The sequence below is a fragment of the Chromohalobacter beijerinckii genome, assembly GCF_023061185.1.
Taxonomy (GTDB): Bacteria; Pseudomonadota; Gammaproteobacteria; order Pseudomonadales; family Halomonadaceae; genus Chromohalobacter; species Chromohalobacter beijerinckii.
Window position 1 is genome coordinate 49,188 of the sequence record NZ_JAKGAK010000004.1, and the last position, 17,282, is coordinate 66,469.

Below are 17,282 nucleotides of genomic sequence, written 5' to 3' on the forward strand. Positions count from 1 at the left end.
CGCCCGGTGGGGGCATGCTGCTTTGGGTTACTGCACCTCTGACGCTTCGGGGCGTTCGCCTGCCGTCAGTTGAATCTCGTGTTTCTCTCCATCACGGACGATGGTAACGGGAAGCTGTGTGCCGGGGGAAATCTCGGCGATATCGGCCATGGCCTCGCGGGCATCGACGATAGGTTCGCCGTTGATGGACATGAGCACGTCACCCGGTTGCAAGTCGGCCTTGTCGCCTGGGCCGTCGGGTACGACGCTGGCGATGACCACGCCGGTCAGGGTCTTGAGGCCGAAGGATGAGGCTAGATCGGGGGTCATCGCTTGAACATCGATGCCCAACCAGCCACGGATGACGCGGCCGTGGGCGACGATCTGGTCGAGGACTTGGTGAGCCAGGTTGGCGGGGATGGCGAAGCCGATGCCTTGTGAGCCCCCCGAGCGTGAAAATATCGCGGTGTTGATGCCGACCAGGGCGCCTTCTGCATTGACCAGCGCCCCGCCGGAGTTGCCGGGGTTAATGGCGGCATCTGTTTGGATGAAATCTTCGTAAGCGTTCAAACCGAGATGGTTACGCCCCGTGGCACTGATGATGCCCATGGTGACGGTTTGTCCGACTCCAAAGGGGTTGCCGATGGCGAGGCCGACATCGCCGATGGCGACTTGCTCGGAGTCACTGAGCTGGATGACGGGAAGATCTTCGCTGGGAATCTTGAGCACTGCCAGGTCGCTTTCGGGGTCGGTGCCCACGACCTTGGCAAGCGTCTCGCGGCCGTCGCGCAGGGCGACCTGAATCTCATCGGCATCGCTTATGACATGATTGTTAGTCAGTACGTACCCTTCGGCGCTGACGATGACGCCCGAGCCCAGGCTAGAGAGCATGCGTTGACGTTGCGGCATGTCCTTGCCGAAGAATTGCTGAAAAAAGGGGTCGGACATCAGCGGATGCTCGCTACGCTCGACCATACGCGACGAATAAATATTGACGACGGCGGGGGCCGCTTTGTTCACGGCACTGGCATAGCTCGCAGGGCCTTGCGACCTGTTCAGTGGGGCGGCCTCGACGACCTCCGGTGCGCGCTCGGCTGTATCCGTGCGTTCGGCGATGGCGCGCACGGCGCTGGTATCGGGCACTGGCGTGGTGGCATCGTCGGCGCTGCGCTCGCCCATCAGCTGGGGGAAAGCATTGAGCAGCACGATGGCGAGCAGGATGCCACTGATGATGGGCCAGACGAGCGACATCAGTGAGCGACGCATGTACGGTTCCTTGTCGGCGAGCGGGTAGTCGCTGCCCCGTGGGGCAGCCGTTACAATGGCGCCGAGTGTAACATTGCATCCCTAAGCTGTCTGGAGCCGCCCATGAGTGCTCGACAAGAATTGATCGCCGCGATTGAGTCCGAGTTGCAGTGCGATGACTTCAAGGACTACACCCTCAATGGCCTGCAAGTGGAAGGGCGTGACACGGTGGCGCGCGTGATGAGTGGCGTCACTGCCAGCAAGGCGTTGCTCGATGAAGCCGTGGCGTGGAAGGCGGATCTGGTGCTCGTCCATCATGGCTACTTTTGGAAGAACGAACCGGTAGCGGTCACGGGGATGAAGCGCCGTCGCCTGGCCACGTTGATGGCGCATGATATCAATCTGTTGGCCTATCACCTGCCGTTGGATGCGCACGCGACGTTGGGCAATAATGTGCAGCTCGCCAAGCGGCTCGACCTCACGCCGTCAGGCTGTCTCGATGGTGCGCTCGGGCGGGGCCTCTTATGGCATGGGAATATGTCGTCGCCGATGGATCATGCCGCATTCGCTGCACATGTAGAAGGACGATTGGGGCGTGAGCCCCTGGTCATAGCGGGACACGCTCGGTCGATCGAGCGTGTCGCGTGGTGCACTGGCGGAGCTCAGGATATGCTGCCGCTGGCGGCCGAGGCGGGGGTCGATGCCTTTATTTCGGGAGAAATTTCCGAGCGCACCACGCATATGGCACGTGAAATGGGTGTGACCTATGTGGCGGCCGGCCACCACGCTACCGAGCGTGATGGCGTCAGTGCTCTGGGAGATTGGCTGGCGTCACGTTTCGACATTACGCATCGTTTCGTGGATATCGATAATCCCGCCTGAGCGATTCTGAAAAAGAAAGCGCCGAGCGTTTGAAACGGTCGGCGCCTAGATGTTGTAGCAAGCGTGAGGGGTGTCCAAGAAAGTTGTCTGGCAGTTCTAATCTCAGTAACGCGGCGGCGTTGTCTCTTCTTCAGTGACGCGCTGCTTACGTGGCTGGAGGCCATAGTTTTCCGAGAGCGTGCCTTGAGTCCCCTCAGCGTAGTCGCGTGGCATCTGGGGAGAGTCGGCATCTTCTTCTTGCGTCTCACCCTCCTGGCGCGGATGCAGGCGGCGTTTGAGCTGCAGATCGTCGACGAGGCGGTCGGCACCTTGAGATAGCTGTTGCTCAAGCTCATGGCTTTGACGCTGAATGCTGGTGACCAGCTCAGAAGCCTTGGCGAAATGATCGTTCAGTGCATCCTTTACTTGACTGAGTTCTAGCTCCGCCTCTGCCAGTCGTTGGCGAACCTTCTGATTACGGGCCACGTTGGCGTTCAGCAGGTGGTAGCCGAGGGCACCGATGCCGATGCCTGCCAGAAAGCACGCGATGGCCAGGATCCAGTCGATGTTGCTCTCGTTCACAATGCTCTCCTTGATCGTCACGGGGCATGCGGTTGTGATGCGATGGCATACCAAGCATGGCTATTATATCGGTGTCTTGGCGCGGCGGGTCAAACCCGAAAGTGCGTCACCATGCCGTGCGTGTCCATGCAAGCGTCGAGATGACGCGTATAATGGCAGCTTTCATCATTTAGCCGAGGTGTGTTTCGCCCCCATGAGTGCCACCATGCCGCCGTCCGTGAACGCACGTACGCCCCTGGAAAAATATCGCCAAGACTTGCAGCGCGACGACTTCCAGTACGACCCCGATCAGGAAGATGCCGTTAAACACTTGCAGCGCCTCTATGACGAGTTGGTAAATGCACCACGCCAATCGTCGAGCGCACCATCGGCAAGTGACGATGGCCTCAAATCCAAGGTCGCCAAGCTCTTCGGCAAGAAGTCTGCCCCTTCTCCCTTCGAGGCGCCACCGGCGGTTTTGGGGCTGTATTTCTGGGGTGGCGTGGGGCGAGGTAAGACGTACTTGGTGGATACGTTCTACGAGACCTTGCCGTTCGCCGACAAAATGCGCACGCATTTTCACCGCTTCATGCAACGTGTGCACAATGAGCTGACGCATTACAAGGGTGAGAGAAATCCGCTGACGCTGATTGCGGCCAAGTTTGCCGCAGAAGCCAGGGTGATCTGCCTCGACGAGTTCTTCGTCAAAGACATTACCGATGCGATGATTCTTGCCAATCTGCTTGAGGCGTTGTTTGCGCAGGGAGTGGTGTTGGTCACGACTTCCAATATCGTGCCCGACGACCTCTACAAGAATGGTCTTCAGCGTGCGCGTTTCATCCCTGCTATCGACTTGCTCAAGCGTCACTGCGAAGTGGTCAATGTCGACTCGGGAATCGATTATCGTTTGCGGGCGCTAGAACAAGTTAAGATCTTCTATCATCCATGGGGCGAGGCAGCCGACAACGCACTGGGAGAAAGTTTCCATGCCATTGCGGGCGCCGAAGGCGAGAGGGATTCTGAGATCGACGTTAATCATCGTGTCCTGCAGCCGCGTCGTCTGCATGAAGATGTCGTATGGTTCGAGTTCGAGACGCTATGCGATGGTCCGCGGAGCCAGAACGACTACATAGAGTTGTCCCGCGAGTTTCATACGGTCCTCGTCTCCAATGTGCCCCAGATGAGCGGCGCCACGGAAGATCTGGCGCGGCGATTCATCAACCTGGTCGACGAGTTCTACGATCGTGGGGTCAAGCTGCTGCTGTCCGCTGAGGTTGCCATTGAGTCGCTTTACACGCATGGTCAGCTGGAGTTCGAGTTCGAGCGGACACTGTCTCGCTTGCAGGAAATGCAGTCCAAAGAATATCTGGCATTGCCGCACAAGCCGTGATGGCTGCTGCAAAGCGTAAAATCGGGCTTTGTGGCCGGAGAAACGTCATGTACAATGCGCGCTCGCTCTAACGTTGTCCGTCTTGCGGGACGCGGCAACCAAGAAAAATAGGGATTGGCTGATCACGCCCTTACACGCGTGACGTCCACACAAGCAATTGGTGATTCACCCATGAAGACGTTCAGTGCTAAGCCACAGTCCGTCACACGCGACTGGTATGTCGTCGATGCGACTGACAAGACGCTCGGCCGCCTGGCCACCGAAATCGCTCGCCGCTTGCGCGGCAAGCACAAGCCGGAATACACGCCGCACGTCGACACTGGCGATTACATCGTCGTCGTCAATGCCGAAAAAGTGCGTGTCACTGGCAACAAGGCGCAAGCCAAGAATTATTACCGTCATACCGGGTATCCGGGCGGTCTGCGCTCCATGTCTTTCGAGAAATTGATCGACCATGCGCCTGAGCGCGTTATCGAATCTGCGGTCAAGGGCATGCTGCCGAAGGGGCCATTGGGCCGCGCCATGTACTCCAAGCTCAAGGTGTATGCTGGTGCCGAGCATCCGCATGCCGCGCAGCAGCCGCTTGAACTGAACCTTTAAGGGATTCTTCGCCATGACACAGCAGTATTACGGTACCGGGCGCCGCAAGACTTCCACAGCTCGGGTGTTTTTGAAGCCGGGCACCGGCAAAATCGCCGTCAATAACCGTGACTTGCACGACTATTTCGGTCGTGTCACCGGTGAGATGGTCGTTCGTCAGCCGTTCGAGTTGACTGAAACTACTGGCCAGTTCGACGTCTATGTCACCGTAAGCGGTGGCGGTGGCTCTGCGCAGGCGGGTGCGATCCGCCACGGCATTACGCGTGCCTTGCTCGCCTACAACGAAGACTTCCGTCGTCCGCTGCGTGATGCAGGCTACGTGACGCGTGACGCCCGCCAGGTCGAACGTAAGAAGATCGGTCTGCGCAAGGCGCGTCGTCGTCCGCAGTTCTCCAAGCGTTAAGACGCAGCGCTTCGCACCCATCGGTGCGCGCTACGCAAAGGCCCGGACCTGTCGTCCGGGCCTTTTTGCGTGACGCGCTCGATAGGGGGATCGCTTGTATGAGGGGTGGACCTTATCTACCCTCCCGACACGCTTAATGAGTGGCGGTGGGTGGCATTCGTGCCCCCTATTAACGTGTTATCATCTGGTTTCGAACTGAAGCGAGGAATGTTTCATGGGTGTAGTGGCCAAGCGGTCGTCGATGACCTTCTATTCTGGCAGCGATGATCATTATAGCCATCGCGTGCGTATCGTGTTGGCGGAAAAGGGGGTGGCCGTCGATGTCATCGAAGTCAACGATGACAATCGCCCTGAAGAGCTTGCCGATCTCAACCCGTACAACAGCGTGCCTACCCTGTTGGATCGTGATCTGGTGCTTTACGAGTCCAAGGTCATGATGGAATACCTGGACGAGCGCTTTCCGCATCCACCGCTGTTGCCGGTCTATCCCGTGGCGCGTGCGCAGAGCCGTTTGTGGATGCATCGGATCGAACGCGAGTGGTGCCCGCTGGTCGAAACGATCCAGCAGGGCAGCAAGAAAGATGCCGAGAAGGCGCGCAAGGAGTTGCGCGAAAGCATCACGGGTATTTCACCGATCTTCGAAGACATGCCGTTTTTCATGAGCGACGAGTTTTCGTTGGCAGATTGCTGCATCGCACCGATTCTCTGGCGGCTGCCGTCGCTGGGCGTCGAGCTGCCGGAAAAGCAAGTCCAGCCGCTGGTGAACTACATGGAGCGCCTCTTCAGTCGTGATGCCTTCAAGGCTTCCCTGCTGGAGGCAGAGAAGGAAATGCGCACTTAGCGTTGCCATGCATGCGTGTGCAGCGCTGATGAACCGTCGCCGCGAACCGAAAGAGGAAGTTGTCTATGCTTTCCAGTCGCCCTTACTTGGCCCGCGCACTCTATGAGTGGTTGCTGGACAACGGACATACACCGTATATCGTTGTCGATGCCGAGCGTGAAGGTGTAAACGTACCCCGTCAGTCTGTGCAAAACGGGCAGATCGTCCTCAATATTGCGCCTTCCGCAGTACGTGATTTGTATATCGAGAATGCCGCTGTGACCTTCGGCGCGCGCTTTGCAGGCCAGCCGATGGATGTCATCGTGCCCATGGAAGCATTGATCGCGCTTTACGCGCGTGAGAATGGGGTCGGCATGGTCTTCGGCCACGAGCCGGTCATGCCGGAAGCCGAAGCGAGCGAGGGTGGCGACACTCCGTCCGAAGACGATGGCGACCGTCCTGCGCTGGAAAGCGTCGAGGCGCGTGACGATGAAGAAGCCAGTGAAGCCGAGAGCGAAAGTGACGACGCCCCGCGTAGCAAGGGGCGCCCGTCACTGCGTGTCGTGAAGTAAAAGCAGGGTCTTCGACCCTGCTCGGTACTCAATCGAGATATTCGAAGACTTTGACGATCCTCTGAATGCCACCCACTTGTGAAGCGATGTTGGTCACGATATCTGCTTCCTGGTGGGTCACCATGCCCATCAGATAGACCGTGCTGTTTTCGGTGATTACCCGAATTCGGCTGCCGTCGATGCGATCGTCGGTCGCGAGGCTTGCCTTGATCCGTCCGGTGATCCAGGTATCCGTCATTCGCTGGCCGATGGGAGAGTTGGCGGCGACTTCCAGTTCGTTGTGAACGCGCCGCACCTGCCGGGCTTGCTCGGCTACGTTGCCTGCCTTTTGCTTGAGCTCGTCGCTCGCCACCTGGCCGGTGAGAAGTACCATGCCGTTGTAACTGTCGATGTTGAGATGCGCGTCGCGAAAGCGCGCGTCTGTGCTGGCAAGATTGTCGGAAACCTTGTCCTGAATGCTTTCGTCTTCCACCTTCATGCCGGGGGTGCGCTTGCCATAGTTTTCACCGCCTTGGTTGTCGGTGGGAGGTGAGGCGCAGCCGGCCAGCGCTAGCGTGATGCCAAGGAGGAGCGGGAGAATAACTTGTCGTGTCATGACGAATTCCTTATTCGGTGCTGCCAAACAGTTGTTGATCGATGAGATCGCATAGGCAATGTATCGCGAGCAAATGCACTTCCTGAATACGTGCCGTAGAGGTCGAGGGGACGCGAATTTCGCAGTCGTCCTGGCCAAGCAGTGATGCCATGTCGCCACCATCGCGCCCCGTCAATGCCACGATGTGCATGTCACGATCATGTGCGGCTTGAATGGCTTGTACCACGTTGGCTGAATTACCGCTTGTAGAGATTGCCAGCAACACGTCGCCGGGTTGACCCAGGGCGCGTATCTGCTTGGAGAAAATCTCGTTATAGCTGTAGTCATTGGCGATCGAGGTAAGTGTCGAGGTGTCGGTCGTCAAAGCCAGTGCCGGCAGGCTGGGACGCTCGCGCTCGAAGCGATTGAGCAGCTCGGAAGAGAAGTGCTGACTGTCGCCGGCGCTACCGCCATTGCCGCAGGCAAGAATCTTGCCTTCGCTGACGAGGCATTGAACCATCATCTGGCTAGCAACTTCGATGAAGGCTGGCAGGACCTCGCTGGCATAGGTCTTGGCATCGATGCTGGCGTTGAAGTGGCCGAGTATACGTGATTGGAAATCCATGGATAGAGGCCTTGCTTGGGTCAAAAGGCGTCGAATGCCGAACGAATCCACTCGAACGACACGTTGGGTGGCGTGCCGGTGACGCCTACGACGTCGAAACGACACATACATGATAGCCCGTTGCGATGGAGATAAAAACGTGCCGCGCTGACCAAGCGACGCTGCTTGGCGGCGGTCACGGTCTCAAGGGGGTGACCATGGCTGGTATGGGTGCGGTGCCTCACTTCGATGAATACCAGGGTCTCGCCATCGCGCATGACGAGATCGATCTCGCCGCGCCTAGCGTGCTGATTGGTATCCACTAATTGCAAGCCGTGCATGGTCAGCCAATCGGCGGCGCGGCGCTCCATATCGAGGCCGCGCCGCCGTGGGTCATGGGTCGAGCGTGACATCGCCGATGTCCAGGTCGGACCCACCGGTCAATAGTGGCGCGGGTACGCCAGACTGGAACTGGGCCCAGGGCAATGTGCGCTGGATCCGTCCGTCGTCGCGTGCCTGAAGCGTTCCAGTTGCGCCGAAGACTTCCAACGAGTGCAGTGCCTGCATCAGAGGTAGGCGCCGTGCTAGTTCGTAGGCGTCGACGCCCATGGCATTGAGCTTGAGCAAGCTAGGATCATCTCGGGCGTCGAGCTCCTGATAGGTGGAGTAAAACGGCAACGCTTCTGCGCCGCCGGCCGCAGCATCCGGTATCAGCCAGGGGATATCCATGAACATCACGTCGTTGAGGTCATGGTCGGCGCGTGGTTGGGGTTGGCCGCCATAGACCTGGGACGTCGCGTAGACGGGGAGATCGCTTGCGTAGTAATAGTCCAGCGTGGGTGGCACTTGGCGCGCATAGCTAGGCAATGCCACGAGGAAGAGCATGTCGATATCCTCGTTTCCACTGCGCTTGCCGTCGGCATTCAGCAGACGCTTCGTCGCCTCGCTGACGGAGCCTTTGGGATCATAATGCACGACGGCATCGAGCTCGCCTTCCCGGTCTTCCCAATTCGTGCGGAAGGCCTTGAAGACGCGTTCGCCCCAGGCGTTGTCGGGGACGAGCGCGGCTGCCTCACGGTGGCCATCCATACGTGCACGCTTGGCGGCCTGACGTGCCTCGTCTTCGGCCGATAGTCCATATTGGAACAGCTCGTCCGCTTGATTGCGGTCGTGTTCGCCGTAGTTGAGGGCCAGCGTTGGCAAAGCGACGTCGTCGCGCTGCTCGAGTTGCGATACCAGATCCTTGTCGAGCGGTCCGAGCACGACCTGTGCACCGTCCATGGTGGCTTGTGCGTAAAGGGGCTCGAGGTTTCCCGCGCTGCTGTCGTAGTACGTCAGTTGTGGTGTTTGCTCGCCCTGGTTGAGGGCGTCCATGTGGCGTGCCTCGATGCCTTTCTTGATCGCTTTGGCCACATTGGCCAGCGGGCCAGACTCAGGGAGGAAGATGGCAATGTGCTTGACATCGTTGCCGCGCAGGTCCTTCAGGGCGGAGAGGTCGCTAGGCAGGCGGCGAGCAGCAGGATGGTTGGCGTAAGTCGAGCGCCAATCGTCCAGTGCGTCGGTGAGGCGGGACATGTCACCACCGCTTTGGCGGTACAGCCGTGCTAGCTCGACCCAACCCTGAGTGAGAGAGCCGTCTTGATTCTCCATACGGTCGAGTGCAGCCTCGCTCAACCGTGACAGTGGCGTCCAGATGTCGTCGTTGAGTTCGAAAGAGGGATCGTCACGTTGCAAGTCGATCAGGGATTCCGCTGCTGCACGCGATTCGCCCACCAGCGTTAGGGCCAGGCCGCGACGATGGCGTAATGTCTGCTGCGCGTCGCGTGGTATGTCGTCGATATCGCTGAGTATCTGCGTGGCCGCCAGAGCGCTCCGGCCATCTTCCTTGCGCAGGCTGAGATCGGAGATGAGAAGAGCACGATCGATGCGGTCCTCGCGTGTTAGTTGCGACGCATCGAGGTCTCGGGCGATGTCCAGCGCCTGCTCGTCGTCGCCTTGCCGTGATAGGATGTGGGCCGCTTGGAGCCTGCTCTGTGCTGCCTTCGTAGCAGATTGGCCTTGGGCCTTATCGAGCAGTTCGCTAGCGCTGAGGCCCTGCGTAGCGGGTTGCGTGTCGCTGGGCCCCGGGCCGCTGGCGCACCCGGCGAGGAGTAGGGCGATCAAGGCAAGCCCGAACAGGCTGCGCAACGATTTGGGCATGGTGTCATTCCTTTATGGCGGTGTGACTCGGACGGTTCCCTGTTCCGGATTATGTCTGACGCATGCTGAACCTGGCGCCGACCGCATGATCCACTGGCGCTTGGCGCTGGCGACATGACACGACGCAAGTTATCCAATAGAGCGTCGCAACCGGGATATTAACGAATGAGCGAAGGATGTGAAGGGGCATTGTACGTGGTCGCCACGCCGATTGGGAATCTCGAGGATTTGAGTCCTCGCGCGGCCCGTCTGCTCGGTGAGGTGTCCTGGGTGGCTGCGGAGGATACGCGCCACAGTGCACGCCTGTTGCACCACCTGGGCATCGACAAGCCCTTGGTTTCGTTGCATGAGCACAATGAGGCCTCGCGAGTGACGGCGCTACGCGATGCACTGACCTCTGGCCAGAATGTGGCGTTGATCAGCGATGCAGGGACGCCGCTGATCTCTGATCCTGGTTTCGTGGTGGTGCGAGAGCTGCGTGCCAGCGGCCATCGGGTCATCCCGGTGCCCGGTGCTTGTGCGCTGATCGCGGCGTTGTCGGCGGCCGGTTTGGCAACCGATCGCTTTCTCTTCGAGGGGTTTCTGCCCGCCAAGGGAGGGGCGCGACGCCAGCGCCTGACGGCCGCGCTGGAGCGCGAGGAAACCCTGGTCTATTACGAGTCGCCGCATCGCATTCAGGCGACACTTCAGGATATCGCGGCGCTATTCGGTACGCGTCGCGTGGTCTTGGCGCGTGAGTTGACCAAGACATTCGAAACTTTTCTCGATGCCGATGCCGAGACATTGTTGGCACGTATGCGCGAAGATCCCAATCAGGCGCGCGGCGAATTCGTGATCATGGTGGCGGGCGCCGAGCCTCGGGATGACGAGACGCAAGCCTTGGTCGAAGGCGAGGCATGGCTTGCAGCGATGCTCGCCGAAGGCGTCGGCGTCAAGGCCGCAGCGACGGTCGTCGCCAGCCGCCTTGGAGGGCGTAAAAAATATTGGTACCAATGCGCGCAGGCCCTCAAGGACAGCGATGCATAACAAAGTGCCCTCGCGGAGTTTGGGCGCTTGAGGGGCCTGCGAGGGGCTGTTATTCTTTCGCGCTTGGGAGCCGGCCGGACAGTCGCCGCCGCGTATTGCGTGGGGGAGGAAAGTCCGGGCTCCATAGGGCAGGGTGCCAGGTAACTCCTGGGCGGCGTGAGTCGACGGAAAGTGCAGCAGAGAGTAGACCGCCTAAGCGGGCTTTGGCCCGCCGGTAAGGGTGAAAGGGTGCGGTAAGAGCGCACCGCGCGCCTGGTAACAGTGCGTGGCAAGGTAAACCCCACCCGGAGCAAGACCAAATAGGAACCCAAAGGCGTGGCCCGCGCTGGGTTCGGGTAGGTTGCTTGAGGGTCGTGGTGACGCGGCCCCTAGAGGAATGGCTGTCCTCGACAGAACCCGGCTTATAGGCTGGCTCCCATTCGAATTTCAGATCTCCGGGTCTGTGCGCGTCATGCCGCGACGTCTGCCTTCGGGCGGCCCGATACAGCGGCGGCAGGCCCCAACGCCCGAGTGATTCATGCAGCATCGTGACAACCCTGAGAAGGACCCGCTTTCCGATACGCCGAGTGCTGTTGATGATCGGGCGGCTGATTACCGACACGCGAGTGTGTTACTCGATGGTGCGGTAGACGCACTGATCACCGACCCCGATGGCTGCTATTTGGATGGCACCTTCGGTCGCGGTGGGCATTCCCGCGCGATCCTCGAGCGACTATCTCCACAAGGACGCCTGTTGGCCATCGATCGTGACCCGGCGGCGCTTGCCGAAGGCGCTACGCTGGATGATCCGCGTTTCTCTCTTCAATACGGCCGCTTCGCCGAGCTTGATATCATCGCCCGCGACCATGGGGTGCACGGTCGCTTAGGTGGTGTGTTATTGGATGTTGGCGTTTCATCGCCACAGCTTGACGATCCTTCGCGTGGTTTCAGTTTCTTGCGCGATGGTCCGCTCGACATGCGTATGGATCCCACTCAGGGTGAAAGTGCTGCCGATTGGCTGGCCCGCGTCCCCGAGCGTGAAATGAGCGATGTTTTCAAACGTTATGGTGAGGAGCGCTTTGCGCGCCGCATTGCCAAAGCGATCATCGCGCGTCGCGCCGAGCGACCGATTACGCATACCGAAGACTTGGCGGAACTCGTCAAGGCCGCGCATCCGGCCTGGGAAAAAGGAAAACATCCCGCGACGCGAGTGTTTCAGGCGATTCGCATTCATATCAACGGCGAGCTCGAGCAGCTCGAGGCCGCGCTCGCCGCGGCACTCGAGGCGCTGGCGCCGGGTGGGCGTTTAGTGGTGATCAGTTTTCATTCCTTGGAGGATCGGCTGGTCAAACGCTTCATTCGTGACCAAGCACGTGGCGATACGCACCTGCCACGGGACTTCCCGGTTCGCGATACGCAGTTGAATCGACGCGTGGCCATGGTCGGCAAGGCGAGTCGTCCCGGGGAGCACGAGGTGGCCCTCAATCCTCGCGCGCGTAGTGCCGTGATGCGCGTGGCTCGGAAACTCGACTGAGGTTCGTGATGGCGGCTCAAGGACGAAACACCGCGCTCAAGGCAGGCTGGCCTTTCGCCAGCCGCTTGCGTTGGCGCCATGTCATCCTGCTGGTACTGATTGGCGTGATGCTGATCAGCTCGTTGGCGTCCATTGCCAGCACCCACCTGACGCGTGTCCAGTATGCGCGTTTTCAAGAACTGGAAAGCGAGCGTGATAGCTTGCAGACCGTCTGGGGACGGCTGCTTCTTGAGGAGAGCACCTGGTCGGCGCCGGCACGGGTCGAGGACATGGCCGTCGAGCGCCTGGAGATGCGCGTGCCCGATGTCGATGATGTCGAGGTGATTCGTCCATGAGTCGCGAGCGTCGAGCCACCACGGGGCGTCGTTCGCCGAATAATGGACCGATGGGCCGTGGGCGTTACTTTTTTTTGCTGGGCATCGTCATCATCGGTCTGAGTGCTCTGATCGGTCGCATTGCCTATCTCAATGTCATCGACCGAGACTTTCTGCAGAACCAGGGCGATGCGCGCACGCTGCGCGTCGAGCCCATCAATGCGCACCGAGGAATGGTTTCCGATCGCAATGGCGATCCACTGGCGATCTCCACCCCGGTGGTGACGCTATGGGCCAATCCCCAGGAACTGCCCTCCGACCCGAGCCAACTGGCGACGCTCGCGCGCGCCTTGAAGATGGACCCCGACAAGCTCGAAGCGCGTGTCGAGCGCTATTCCGAGCATGAGTTCATGTATCTGCGGCGGCGTCTGACCCCGGAAGCGGCGAAACCCGCCCGTGATCTCGATATACCGGGCGTTTACGCCAAAGACGAGTACAAGCGTTATTACCCCTCGGGAGATGTTGCCGCGCAACTGGTGGGCGTCACCAATGTCGACGACCATGGCCAGGAAGGCGTGGAGTTGGCCTACGATGACTATCTCAGTGGCCAGCCTGGCAAGCGTCGTGTGCTCAAGGATCGCAAAGGCCGCCTGGTGCGCGATCTGCACTTGCTCAAGGATGCCAAGCCGGGAGGCGATCTGACGCTATCGATCGACTTGCGCTTGCAGTATATGGCGTACCGCGAATTGCAGAAATCCGTCGACGACCATGATGCCGACGGTGGCTCCCTAGTCATGATGGATGCGCGCAGCGGTGAAGTCCTGGCGATGGCCAACCTCCCGTCCTATAACCCTAATAACCGTACTTCAATCGACGTTAACGGTCTGCGTAACCAGGCGGTGACCGACGCTATCGAACCGGGGTCGGTCATGAAGCCCTTGGCGATGTCAGCGGCACTGGCGACGGACAAGATCGATCCCGATACGATCATCGATACCTCGCCGGGGTGGATGGTCATCGATGGGTATACGATCAGTGACTTTCGCAATTATGGCAAGCTCACCCCCGGGGGGATCTTGCTGCATTCGTCCAATATCGGGATGTCCCATATCGCCTTGCAGCTCTCAAAAGGCACCATCTGGGAGCAATACCAGAAGCTGGGGCTAGGCCAGCCCCCGGGGACTGGCTTTCCGGGCGAAGGCAGTGGCAGTCTACCGTCCTTAACCGGCTTGTCGCGCAGCGCCCAGGCTTCCATGGCCTATGGCTATGGCCTCTCACTGACGCCATTGCAGCTTGCTAGCGCTTATACGGCAATCGCCAATGACGGTCGGCGTCTGCACCCCTCGTTGTTGAAGCGCACCTCGGCGCCTATCGGTGACCAGGTCATGTCACCGAAGATCGCGCATGAGTTACTGGGCATGATGGAGAAGATCGTACAGCCTGATGCCGGTGGCTCGCGCGCGATGGTGGAGGGGTACCGCATTGCGGGCAAGACCGGTACGGTTCGCAAGGTGACCGCGGGAGGATATCAGCAAAAAGCCTATCGCGGCCTGTTTGCGGGTATTGCGCCAGTTTCCGATCCGCGCATCGTGACGGTGGTGATGATCGACAATCCCAAGGGAGACGACTATTACGGTGGTCTGGTGGCGGCGCCGGTTTTTGGTCGTGTAGTGGGCAAGGCGCTGCGTCTTCTCGATGTGCCCCCGGATAAACAGGAGACTTCCGAGTGATGGAAACCGATACGCAACGGTTGGCGGACGCCTTGGCGTTGCTTTGGCCATCGCATGCCACGCCTGAGCTGCTCGATGACTGGTGTCCTGCGCTATCCACCTGCGTGGTGACGCTCGACAGTCGTGAAGCGGGTCCTGGTGTGCTGTTCGTGGCCGTGGCAGGGGGGCATGTCGATGGGCGTGCCTTTATCGAGCAGGCGCTGGCGTCCGGTGCGGACGCGGTCCTCTACGATACGGACGCCATGCCGGAAGATATTCCCGTGCAAGATGCGCGTGTGCTTGGCGTGCCAGGCCTGCGCGGGCGTCTCGGTGAGCTGGGGCGTTACCTGTTCGGTGTCCCCAAAACACTGGAACTGATTGGCGTGACCGGCACCAACGGAAAGAGTTCAGTCACTCATTATATGGCCGCGCTGTCGGAATCGCTGGGCACGGCGACGGCGGTGATCGGTACCTTGGGCATTGGACGTCCGGGGCAGCTCGAACCCGCCGCGTTGACGACGCCGGGGCCGCTGGCGCTTCAAGAATCATTGGGGAATCTGAGTGCGCAGGGTATCGAGCGCGTCGCCATGGAGGTCTCGTCGCATGCGCTCGAGCAAGGGCGTGTGGTCGGGTGCCGGTTCCATGCCGCAGTGTTCACCAATATCAGCCGCGATCATCTCGATTATCATGGCAGCATGGCCGCCTACGCGGCGGCCAAGGCACGCCTGTTCAAGCATCGTGAGTTGTCGCTGGCAGTGGTCAATGGCGATGATCGCTTGGCGCCCTTGATGTTGGCCGGTCTTCCCAAGAGCGTGCGTGTACTCGCCACGGGGTGCGATGAAGCCACTACCTTGCGTGTCATCGACTGGTTTCCGCATGCGCTCGGGCAACGTGCCTTGATTGCGACGCCGGAGGGTGAGCGTGAATTGGAGCTGTCGCTGCTAGGGCGTTTCAATCTCGACAACGTGCTCTTGGCGATGGCGACGCTCTATGGTCTGGGAAGCGACTTGGCCGCGTTATTCGGCGCCGCCGCGCAGCTCGCGCCTGTGCCGGGACGTATGCAGCGCTTGGCCGCAGACGGCGCGCCGACGGTGGTAGTCGACTACGCGCATACGCCGGAGGCACTGCGCAACGCACTCGATGCGTTACGCGCGCACGTGCCCGCCCAAGAGGGGGCCAAGCTATGGTGCGTTTTTGGCTGCGGCGGCGATCGCGATCGTGGCAAGCGCCCACTGATGGCGCAAGCCGCTGAGGCGCTGGCCGACCGCCTGGTGATTACCGACGACAACCCACGTGGCGAGCCGGCGGCGTCGATTCGTGGCGAGATCGTGGCGGGGCTCTCGAATACGGGCCAGGCTCGCACGCAATGCGTGGCGGGGCGTGGCGAGGCGATCGAGTGTGTCTTGCAGGAAGCCGGCGCGGACGACATCGTGCTGATCGCTGGCAAGGGGCATGAAACCTATCAAGACATCGACGGTCGGCGTTATCCGTTTAGTGATGTCGAGGTAGTGCAGGCCGCCCTAGAGCGACGTCGGGAGCATGAGGCATGAGCGCGATGACGCTATACGATATCGCGGGCTGGTTGGGGGTGCCTCCCCCCGAGGTAGACGTCGAGGCGGCGCAGGTGGTGAGCGATACGCGTCGAATCGCGCCGGGCGACGTCTTCTTGGCCTTGGTCGGCGAGCGTTTCGATGGCCATGATTTCTTGGAAGAAGCTCGCGCCAAGGGAGCGGCGGGGGCGATCGTATCACGCCCCATGGCGACTCCCTTGCCCCAGATCGAAGTCGCCGATACGCGCTTGGCACTAGGTATGCTCGGGCGCGTTCGTCGGCGTGCCTGGTCGGGCGAACTGGTGGCGGTCACCGGTAACAGCGGCAAGACCACGGTCAAGGAAATGCTGGCGTCCATCCTATCCCGCTCGCAGCCTACCCTCGCCACGCAGGGCAACCTCAATAACGATATCGGTGTGCCCCAGACGCTGCTAGGGCTGTCGCCAGCGCATTGCCGTGCGGTCATTGAGGTGGGGGCCAATCACTTGGGGGAAATCGCCTGGACGACGGCGCTGGCGCGCCCCGATGTGGCGGTGATTACCAATGTCACGGGCGCGCACATCGGGGAATTCGGTGGTCTTGGCCAGATTGCCCAGGCCAAGGCAGAAATCCTCCAGGGATTGCCGTCCTCTGGCGCCGCCGTGCTCAATCGTGATGATCGGTTTTATCCGCTGTGGCGGGAACTGGCCGGCGAGGCTGAAGTGTTCGATTTCGGACTCGATGCTACGGCACGAGTGCATGCTCAGGCGCTGGCCTGTGACGACGCCGGGCGTTATGCTTTCACGCTATTCGTGGATGGTGAGCCACTGGGTCGCATCCAGTTGGCTTTATTGGGGCGCCATAATGTGCTCAACGCGCTGGCCAGTGCGGCGGCGGCGTGGGCGCTCGGCGTCTCGCGCGAGGATATCGTCGCCGGGCTCGAGGCTTGCGAGGCGATGGCGGGCCGTATGGCAAATGTGCCGGGGCTGCGCGGCTCGCGCCTGCTGGATGATACTTACAATGCCAACCCCGGTGCGGTTCACGCCGCTCTGGCGGTATTGGCCGATATGCCTGCGCCTCGCTGGTGCTTCTTGGGCGCTATGGGGGAGCTGGGCCGCGATAGCGAGCGCTTGCATGCCGACTTGGGCTACGCCGCGCGGGAACTGAAGATCGACTTTCTCGGCACGTTCGGTGCCGATGCCCGCCCTGCGGTGGCGGCATTCGGCGATTCGGCGTGTCATTTCGAGGACTGGGCGACGCTTTTGCGTTATGCCCGCGACCATCTCCCCTCTGGGGCCAGTGTGCTGGTCAAGGGGTCGCGCAGTGCCGGCATGGAACGCTTGATTGCCGAGCTGCGTACGGATGCATCAAGGTGAACGCGAC

General features: G+C 60.5%; 18 protein-coding genes and 1 other RNA gene. 13 read left to right on the forward strand and 6 right to left on the reverse strand.

Translation table 11 applies throughout. The features are described from left to right. Positions 1 to 27: 27 nt before the first annotated feature. A complete protein-coding gene (locus L1075_RS05195; protein ID WP_246940562.1) occupies positions 28 to 1,245 on the reverse strand; it encodes a Do family serine endopeptidase in 1,218 nt (405 codons plus the stop codon). Between the two features lie 102 nt (positions 1,246 to 1,347). Here L1075_RS05195 and L1075_RS05200 point away from each other — a divergent pair, with 102 nt between their 5' ends. Then, positions 1,348 to 2,106 (forward strand): Nif3-like dinuclear metal center hexameric protein, encoded by a 759-nt coding sequence (locus tag L1075_RS05200; RefSeq protein ID WP_246894228.1) that lies wholly within the window; start codon positions 1,348 to 1,350, stop codon positions 2,104 to 2,106. A gap of 102 nt (positions 2,107 to 2,208) precedes the next feature. On the opposite strand, the gene L1075_RS05205 is transcribed toward L1075_RS05200, so the two are convergent. Beyond that, complete coding sequence (locus L1075_RS05205) at positions 2,209 to 2,667, reverse strand: Z-ring associated ZapG family protein (protein WP_246894227.1); 459 nt, start codon at positions 2,665 to 2,667, stop codon at positions 2,209 to 2,211. Positions 2,668 to 2,860: 193 nt separating this feature from the next. On the opposite strand from L1075_RS05205, the gene zapE reads away from it, so the two are divergent. The 5 genes from zapE to L1075_RS05230 all read left to right on the forward strand — a co-directional run bounded on the left by zapE (position 2,861) and on the right by L1075_RS05230 (position 6,431). Then, positions 2,861 to 4,036, forward strand: a complete 1,176-nt coding sequence (gene zapE / locus L1075_RS05210) for a cell division protein ZapE (protein WP_246894226.1) — start codon at positions 2,861 to 2,863, stop codon at positions 4,034 to 4,036. Positions 4,037 to 4,207: 171 nt separating this feature from the next. Beyond that, positions 4,208 to 4,636, forward strand: coding sequence for a 50S ribosomal protein L13 (gene rplM, locus L1075_RS05215; RefSeq protein WP_011507504.1), 429 nt, complete (start codon positions 4,208 to 4,210; stop codon positions 4,634 to 4,636). 13 nt (positions 4,637 to 4,649) lie between these two features. Further along, the gene (rpsI, locus tag L1075_RS05220; RefSeq protein WP_040241799.1) at positions 4,650 to 5,039 is read left to right on the forward strand and encodes a 30S ribosomal protein S9; all 390 of its coding nucleotides are present in this window, start codon (positions 4,650 to 4,652) and stop codon (positions 5,037 to 5,039) included. Positions 5,040 to 5,253: 214 nt separating this feature from the next. Next, a complete protein-coding gene (gene sspA, locus L1075_RS05225) occupies positions 5,254 to 5,880 on the forward strand; it encodes a stringent starvation protein SspA (RefSeq protein WP_246940565.1) in 627 nt (208 codons plus the stop codon). Positions 5,881 to 5,945: 65 nt separating this feature from the next. Beyond that, positions 5,946 to 6,431: a ClpXP protease specificity-enhancing factor gene (locus tag L1075_RS05230; RefSeq protein ID WP_246940567.1), complete on the forward strand. Its 486-nt coding sequence runs from the start codon at positions 5,946 to 5,948 to the stop codon at positions 6,429 to 6,431. A 28-nt stretch (positions 6,432 to 6,459) separates the two neighbouring features. Here L1075_RS05230 and L1075_RS05235 read toward each other — a convergent pair whose 3' ends face one another. Genes L1075_RS05235 through L1075_RS05250 form a run of 4 tightly spaced genes read right to left on the reverse strand, consistent with a single transcriptional unit; the run spans position 6,460 to position 9,808 of the window. Continuing rightward, complete coding sequence (locus L1075_RS05235) at positions 6,460 to 7,026, reverse strand: BON domain-containing protein (protein ID WP_246940570.1); 567 nt, start codon at positions 7,024 to 7,026, stop codon at positions 6,460 to 6,462. Positions 7,027 to 7,036: 10 nt separating this feature from the next. Beyond that, on the reverse strand, positions 7,037 to 7,630 hold the full coding sequence (locus L1075_RS05240; protein WP_040241789.1) for a phosphoheptose isomerase: 594 nt from the start codon (positions 7,628 to 7,630) through the stop codon (positions 7,037 to 7,039). 20 nt (positions 7,631 to 7,650) lie between these two features. Continuing rightward, positions 7,651 to 8,022, reverse strand: a complete 372-nt coding sequence (locus L1075_RS05245; RefSeq protein WP_040241786.1) for a YraN family protein — start codon at positions 8,020 to 8,022, stop codon at positions 7,651 to 7,653. Next, positions 8,003 to 9,808, reverse strand: coding sequence for a penicillin-binding protein activator (locus tag L1075_RS05250; protein WP_246894224.1), 1,806 nt, complete (start codon positions 9,806 to 9,808; stop codon positions 8,003 to 8,005). The genes L1075_RS05245 and L1075_RS05250 overlap by 20 nt, the downstream gene beginning before the upstream one ends. A 165-nt stretch (positions 9,809 to 9,973) precedes the next feature. Between L1075_RS05250 and rsmI the strand changes: the two genes are divergently transcribed. From rsmI to L1075_RS05285, 7 genes are all read left to right on the forward strand, one after another. Continuing rightward, the gene (gene rsmI / locus L1075_RS05255) at positions 9,974 to 10,834 is read left to right on the forward strand and encodes a 16S rRNA (cytidine(1402)-2'-O)-methyltransferase (RefSeq protein WP_040241784.1); all 861 of its coding nucleotides are present in this window, start codon (positions 9,974 to 9,976) and stop codon (positions 10,832 to 10,834) included. Positions 10,835 to 10,900: 66 nt separating this feature from the next. After that, an RNA gene (gene rnpB, locus L1075_RS05260) (RNase P RNA component class A) lies at positions 10,901 to 11,254 on the forward strand. Positions 11,255 to 11,351: 97 nt separating this feature from the next. Then, a complete protein-coding gene (rsmH, locus tag L1075_RS05265; protein ID WP_040241782.1) occupies positions 11,352 to 12,347 on the forward strand; it encodes a 16S rRNA (cytosine(1402)-N(4))-methyltransferase RsmH in 996 nt (331 codons plus the stop codon). An 8-nt stretch (positions 12,348 to 12,355) separates the two neighbouring features. Then, the gene (gene ftsL, locus L1075_RS05270; protein ID WP_040241780.1) at positions 12,356 to 12,682 is read left to right on the forward strand and encodes a cell division protein FtsL; all 327 of its coding nucleotides are present in this window, start codon (positions 12,356 to 12,358) and stop codon (positions 12,680 to 12,682) included. Beyond that, positions 12,679 to 14,391 carry a peptidoglycan D,D-transpeptidase FtsI family protein gene (locus L1075_RS05275; protein WP_040241777.1) on the forward strand — a complete coding sequence of 571 codons (1,713 nt, stop codon included), beginning with the start codon at positions 12,679 to 12,681 and terminating at the stop codon, positions 14,389 to 14,391. The genes ftsL and L1075_RS05275 overlap by 4 nt, the downstream gene beginning before the upstream one ends. Beyond that, positions 14,391 to 15,920 carry a UDP-N-acetylmuramoyl-L-alanyl-D-glutamate--2,6-diaminopimelate ligase gene (locus L1075_RS05280; RefSeq protein WP_040241776.1) on the forward strand — a complete coding sequence of 510 codons (1,530 nt, stop codon included), beginning with the start codon at positions 14,391 to 14,393 and terminating at the stop codon, positions 15,918 to 15,920. The genes L1075_RS05275 and L1075_RS05280 overlap by 1 nt, the downstream gene beginning before the upstream one ends. Continuing rightward, on the forward strand, positions 15,917 to 17,275 hold the full coding sequence (locus tag L1075_RS05285) for a UDP-N-acetylmuramoyl-tripeptide--D-alanyl-D-alanine ligase (RefSeq protein ID WP_246894221.1): 1,359 nt from the start codon (positions 15,917 to 15,919) through the stop codon (positions 17,273 to 17,275). Before L1075_RS05280 ends, L1075_RS05285 begins: the two co-directional genes overlap by 4 nt. Positions 17,276 to 17,282 lie beyond the last annotated feature (7 nt).

Coding starts and splice junctions, on each gene's coding strand:
- L1075_RS05195 (WP_246940562.1), bottom strand. CDS start 1,245: ATGCGTCGCTCACTGATGTCGCTCGTCTGGCCCATCATCAGTGGCATC.
- L1075_RS05200 (WP_246894228.1), top strand. CDS start 1,348: ATGAGTGCTCGACAAGAATTGATCGCCGCGATTGAGTCCGAGTTGCAG.
- zapE (WP_246894226.1), top strand. CDS start 2,861: ATGAGTGCCACCATGCCGCCGTCCGTGAACGCACGTACGCCCCTGGAA.
- rplM (WP_011507504.1), top strand. CDS start 4,208: ATGAAGACGTTCAGTGCTAAGCCACAGTCCGTCACACGCGACTGGTAT.
- rpsI (WP_040241799.1), top strand. CDS start 4,650: ATGACACAGCAGTATTACGGTACCGGGCGCCGCAAGACTTCCACAGCT.
- sspA (WP_246940565.1), top strand. CDS start 5,254: ATGGGTGTAGTGGCCAAGCGGTCGTCGATGACCTTCTATTCTGGCAGC.
- L1075_RS05230 (WP_246940567.1), top strand. CDS start 5,946: ATGCTTTCCAGTCGCCCTTACTTGGCCCGCGCACTCTATGAGTGGTTG.
- L1075_RS05235 (WP_246940570.1), bottom strand. CDS start 7,026: ATGACACGACAAGTTATTCTCCCGCTCCTCCTTGGCATCACGCTAGCG.
- L1075_RS05240 (WP_040241789.1), bottom strand. CDS start 7,630: ATGGATTTCCAATCACGTATACTCGGCCACTTCAACGCCAGCATCGAT.
- L1075_RS05245 (WP_040241786.1), bottom strand. CDS start 8,022: ATGTCACGCTCGACCCATGACCCACGGCGGCGCGGCCTCGATATGGAG.
- L1075_RS05250 (WP_246894224.1), bottom strand. CDS start 9,808: ATGCCCAAATCGTTGCGCAGCCTGTTCGGGCTTGCCTTGATCGCCCTA.
- rsmI (WP_040241784.1), top strand. CDS start 9,974: ATGAGCGAAGGATGTGAAGGGGCATTGTACGTGGTCGCCACGCCGATT.
- rsmH (WP_040241782.1), top strand. CDS start 11,352: ATGCAGCATCGTGACAACCCTGAGAAGGACCCGCTTTCCGATACGCCG.
- ftsL (WP_040241780.1), top strand. CDS start 12,356: ATGGCGGCTCAAGGACGAAACACCGCGCTCAAGGCAGGCTGGCCTTTC.
- L1075_RS05275 (WP_040241777.1), top strand. CDS start 12,679: ATGAGTCGCGAGCGTCGAGCCACCACGGGGCGTCGTTCGCCGAATAAT.
- L1075_RS05280 (WP_040241776.1), top strand. CDS start 14,391: ATGGAAACCGATACGCAACGGTTGGCGGACGCCTTGGCGTTGCTTTGG.
- L1075_RS05285 (WP_246894221.1), top strand. CDS start 15,917: ATGAGCGCGATGACGCTATACGATATCGCGGGCTGGTTGGGGGTGCCT.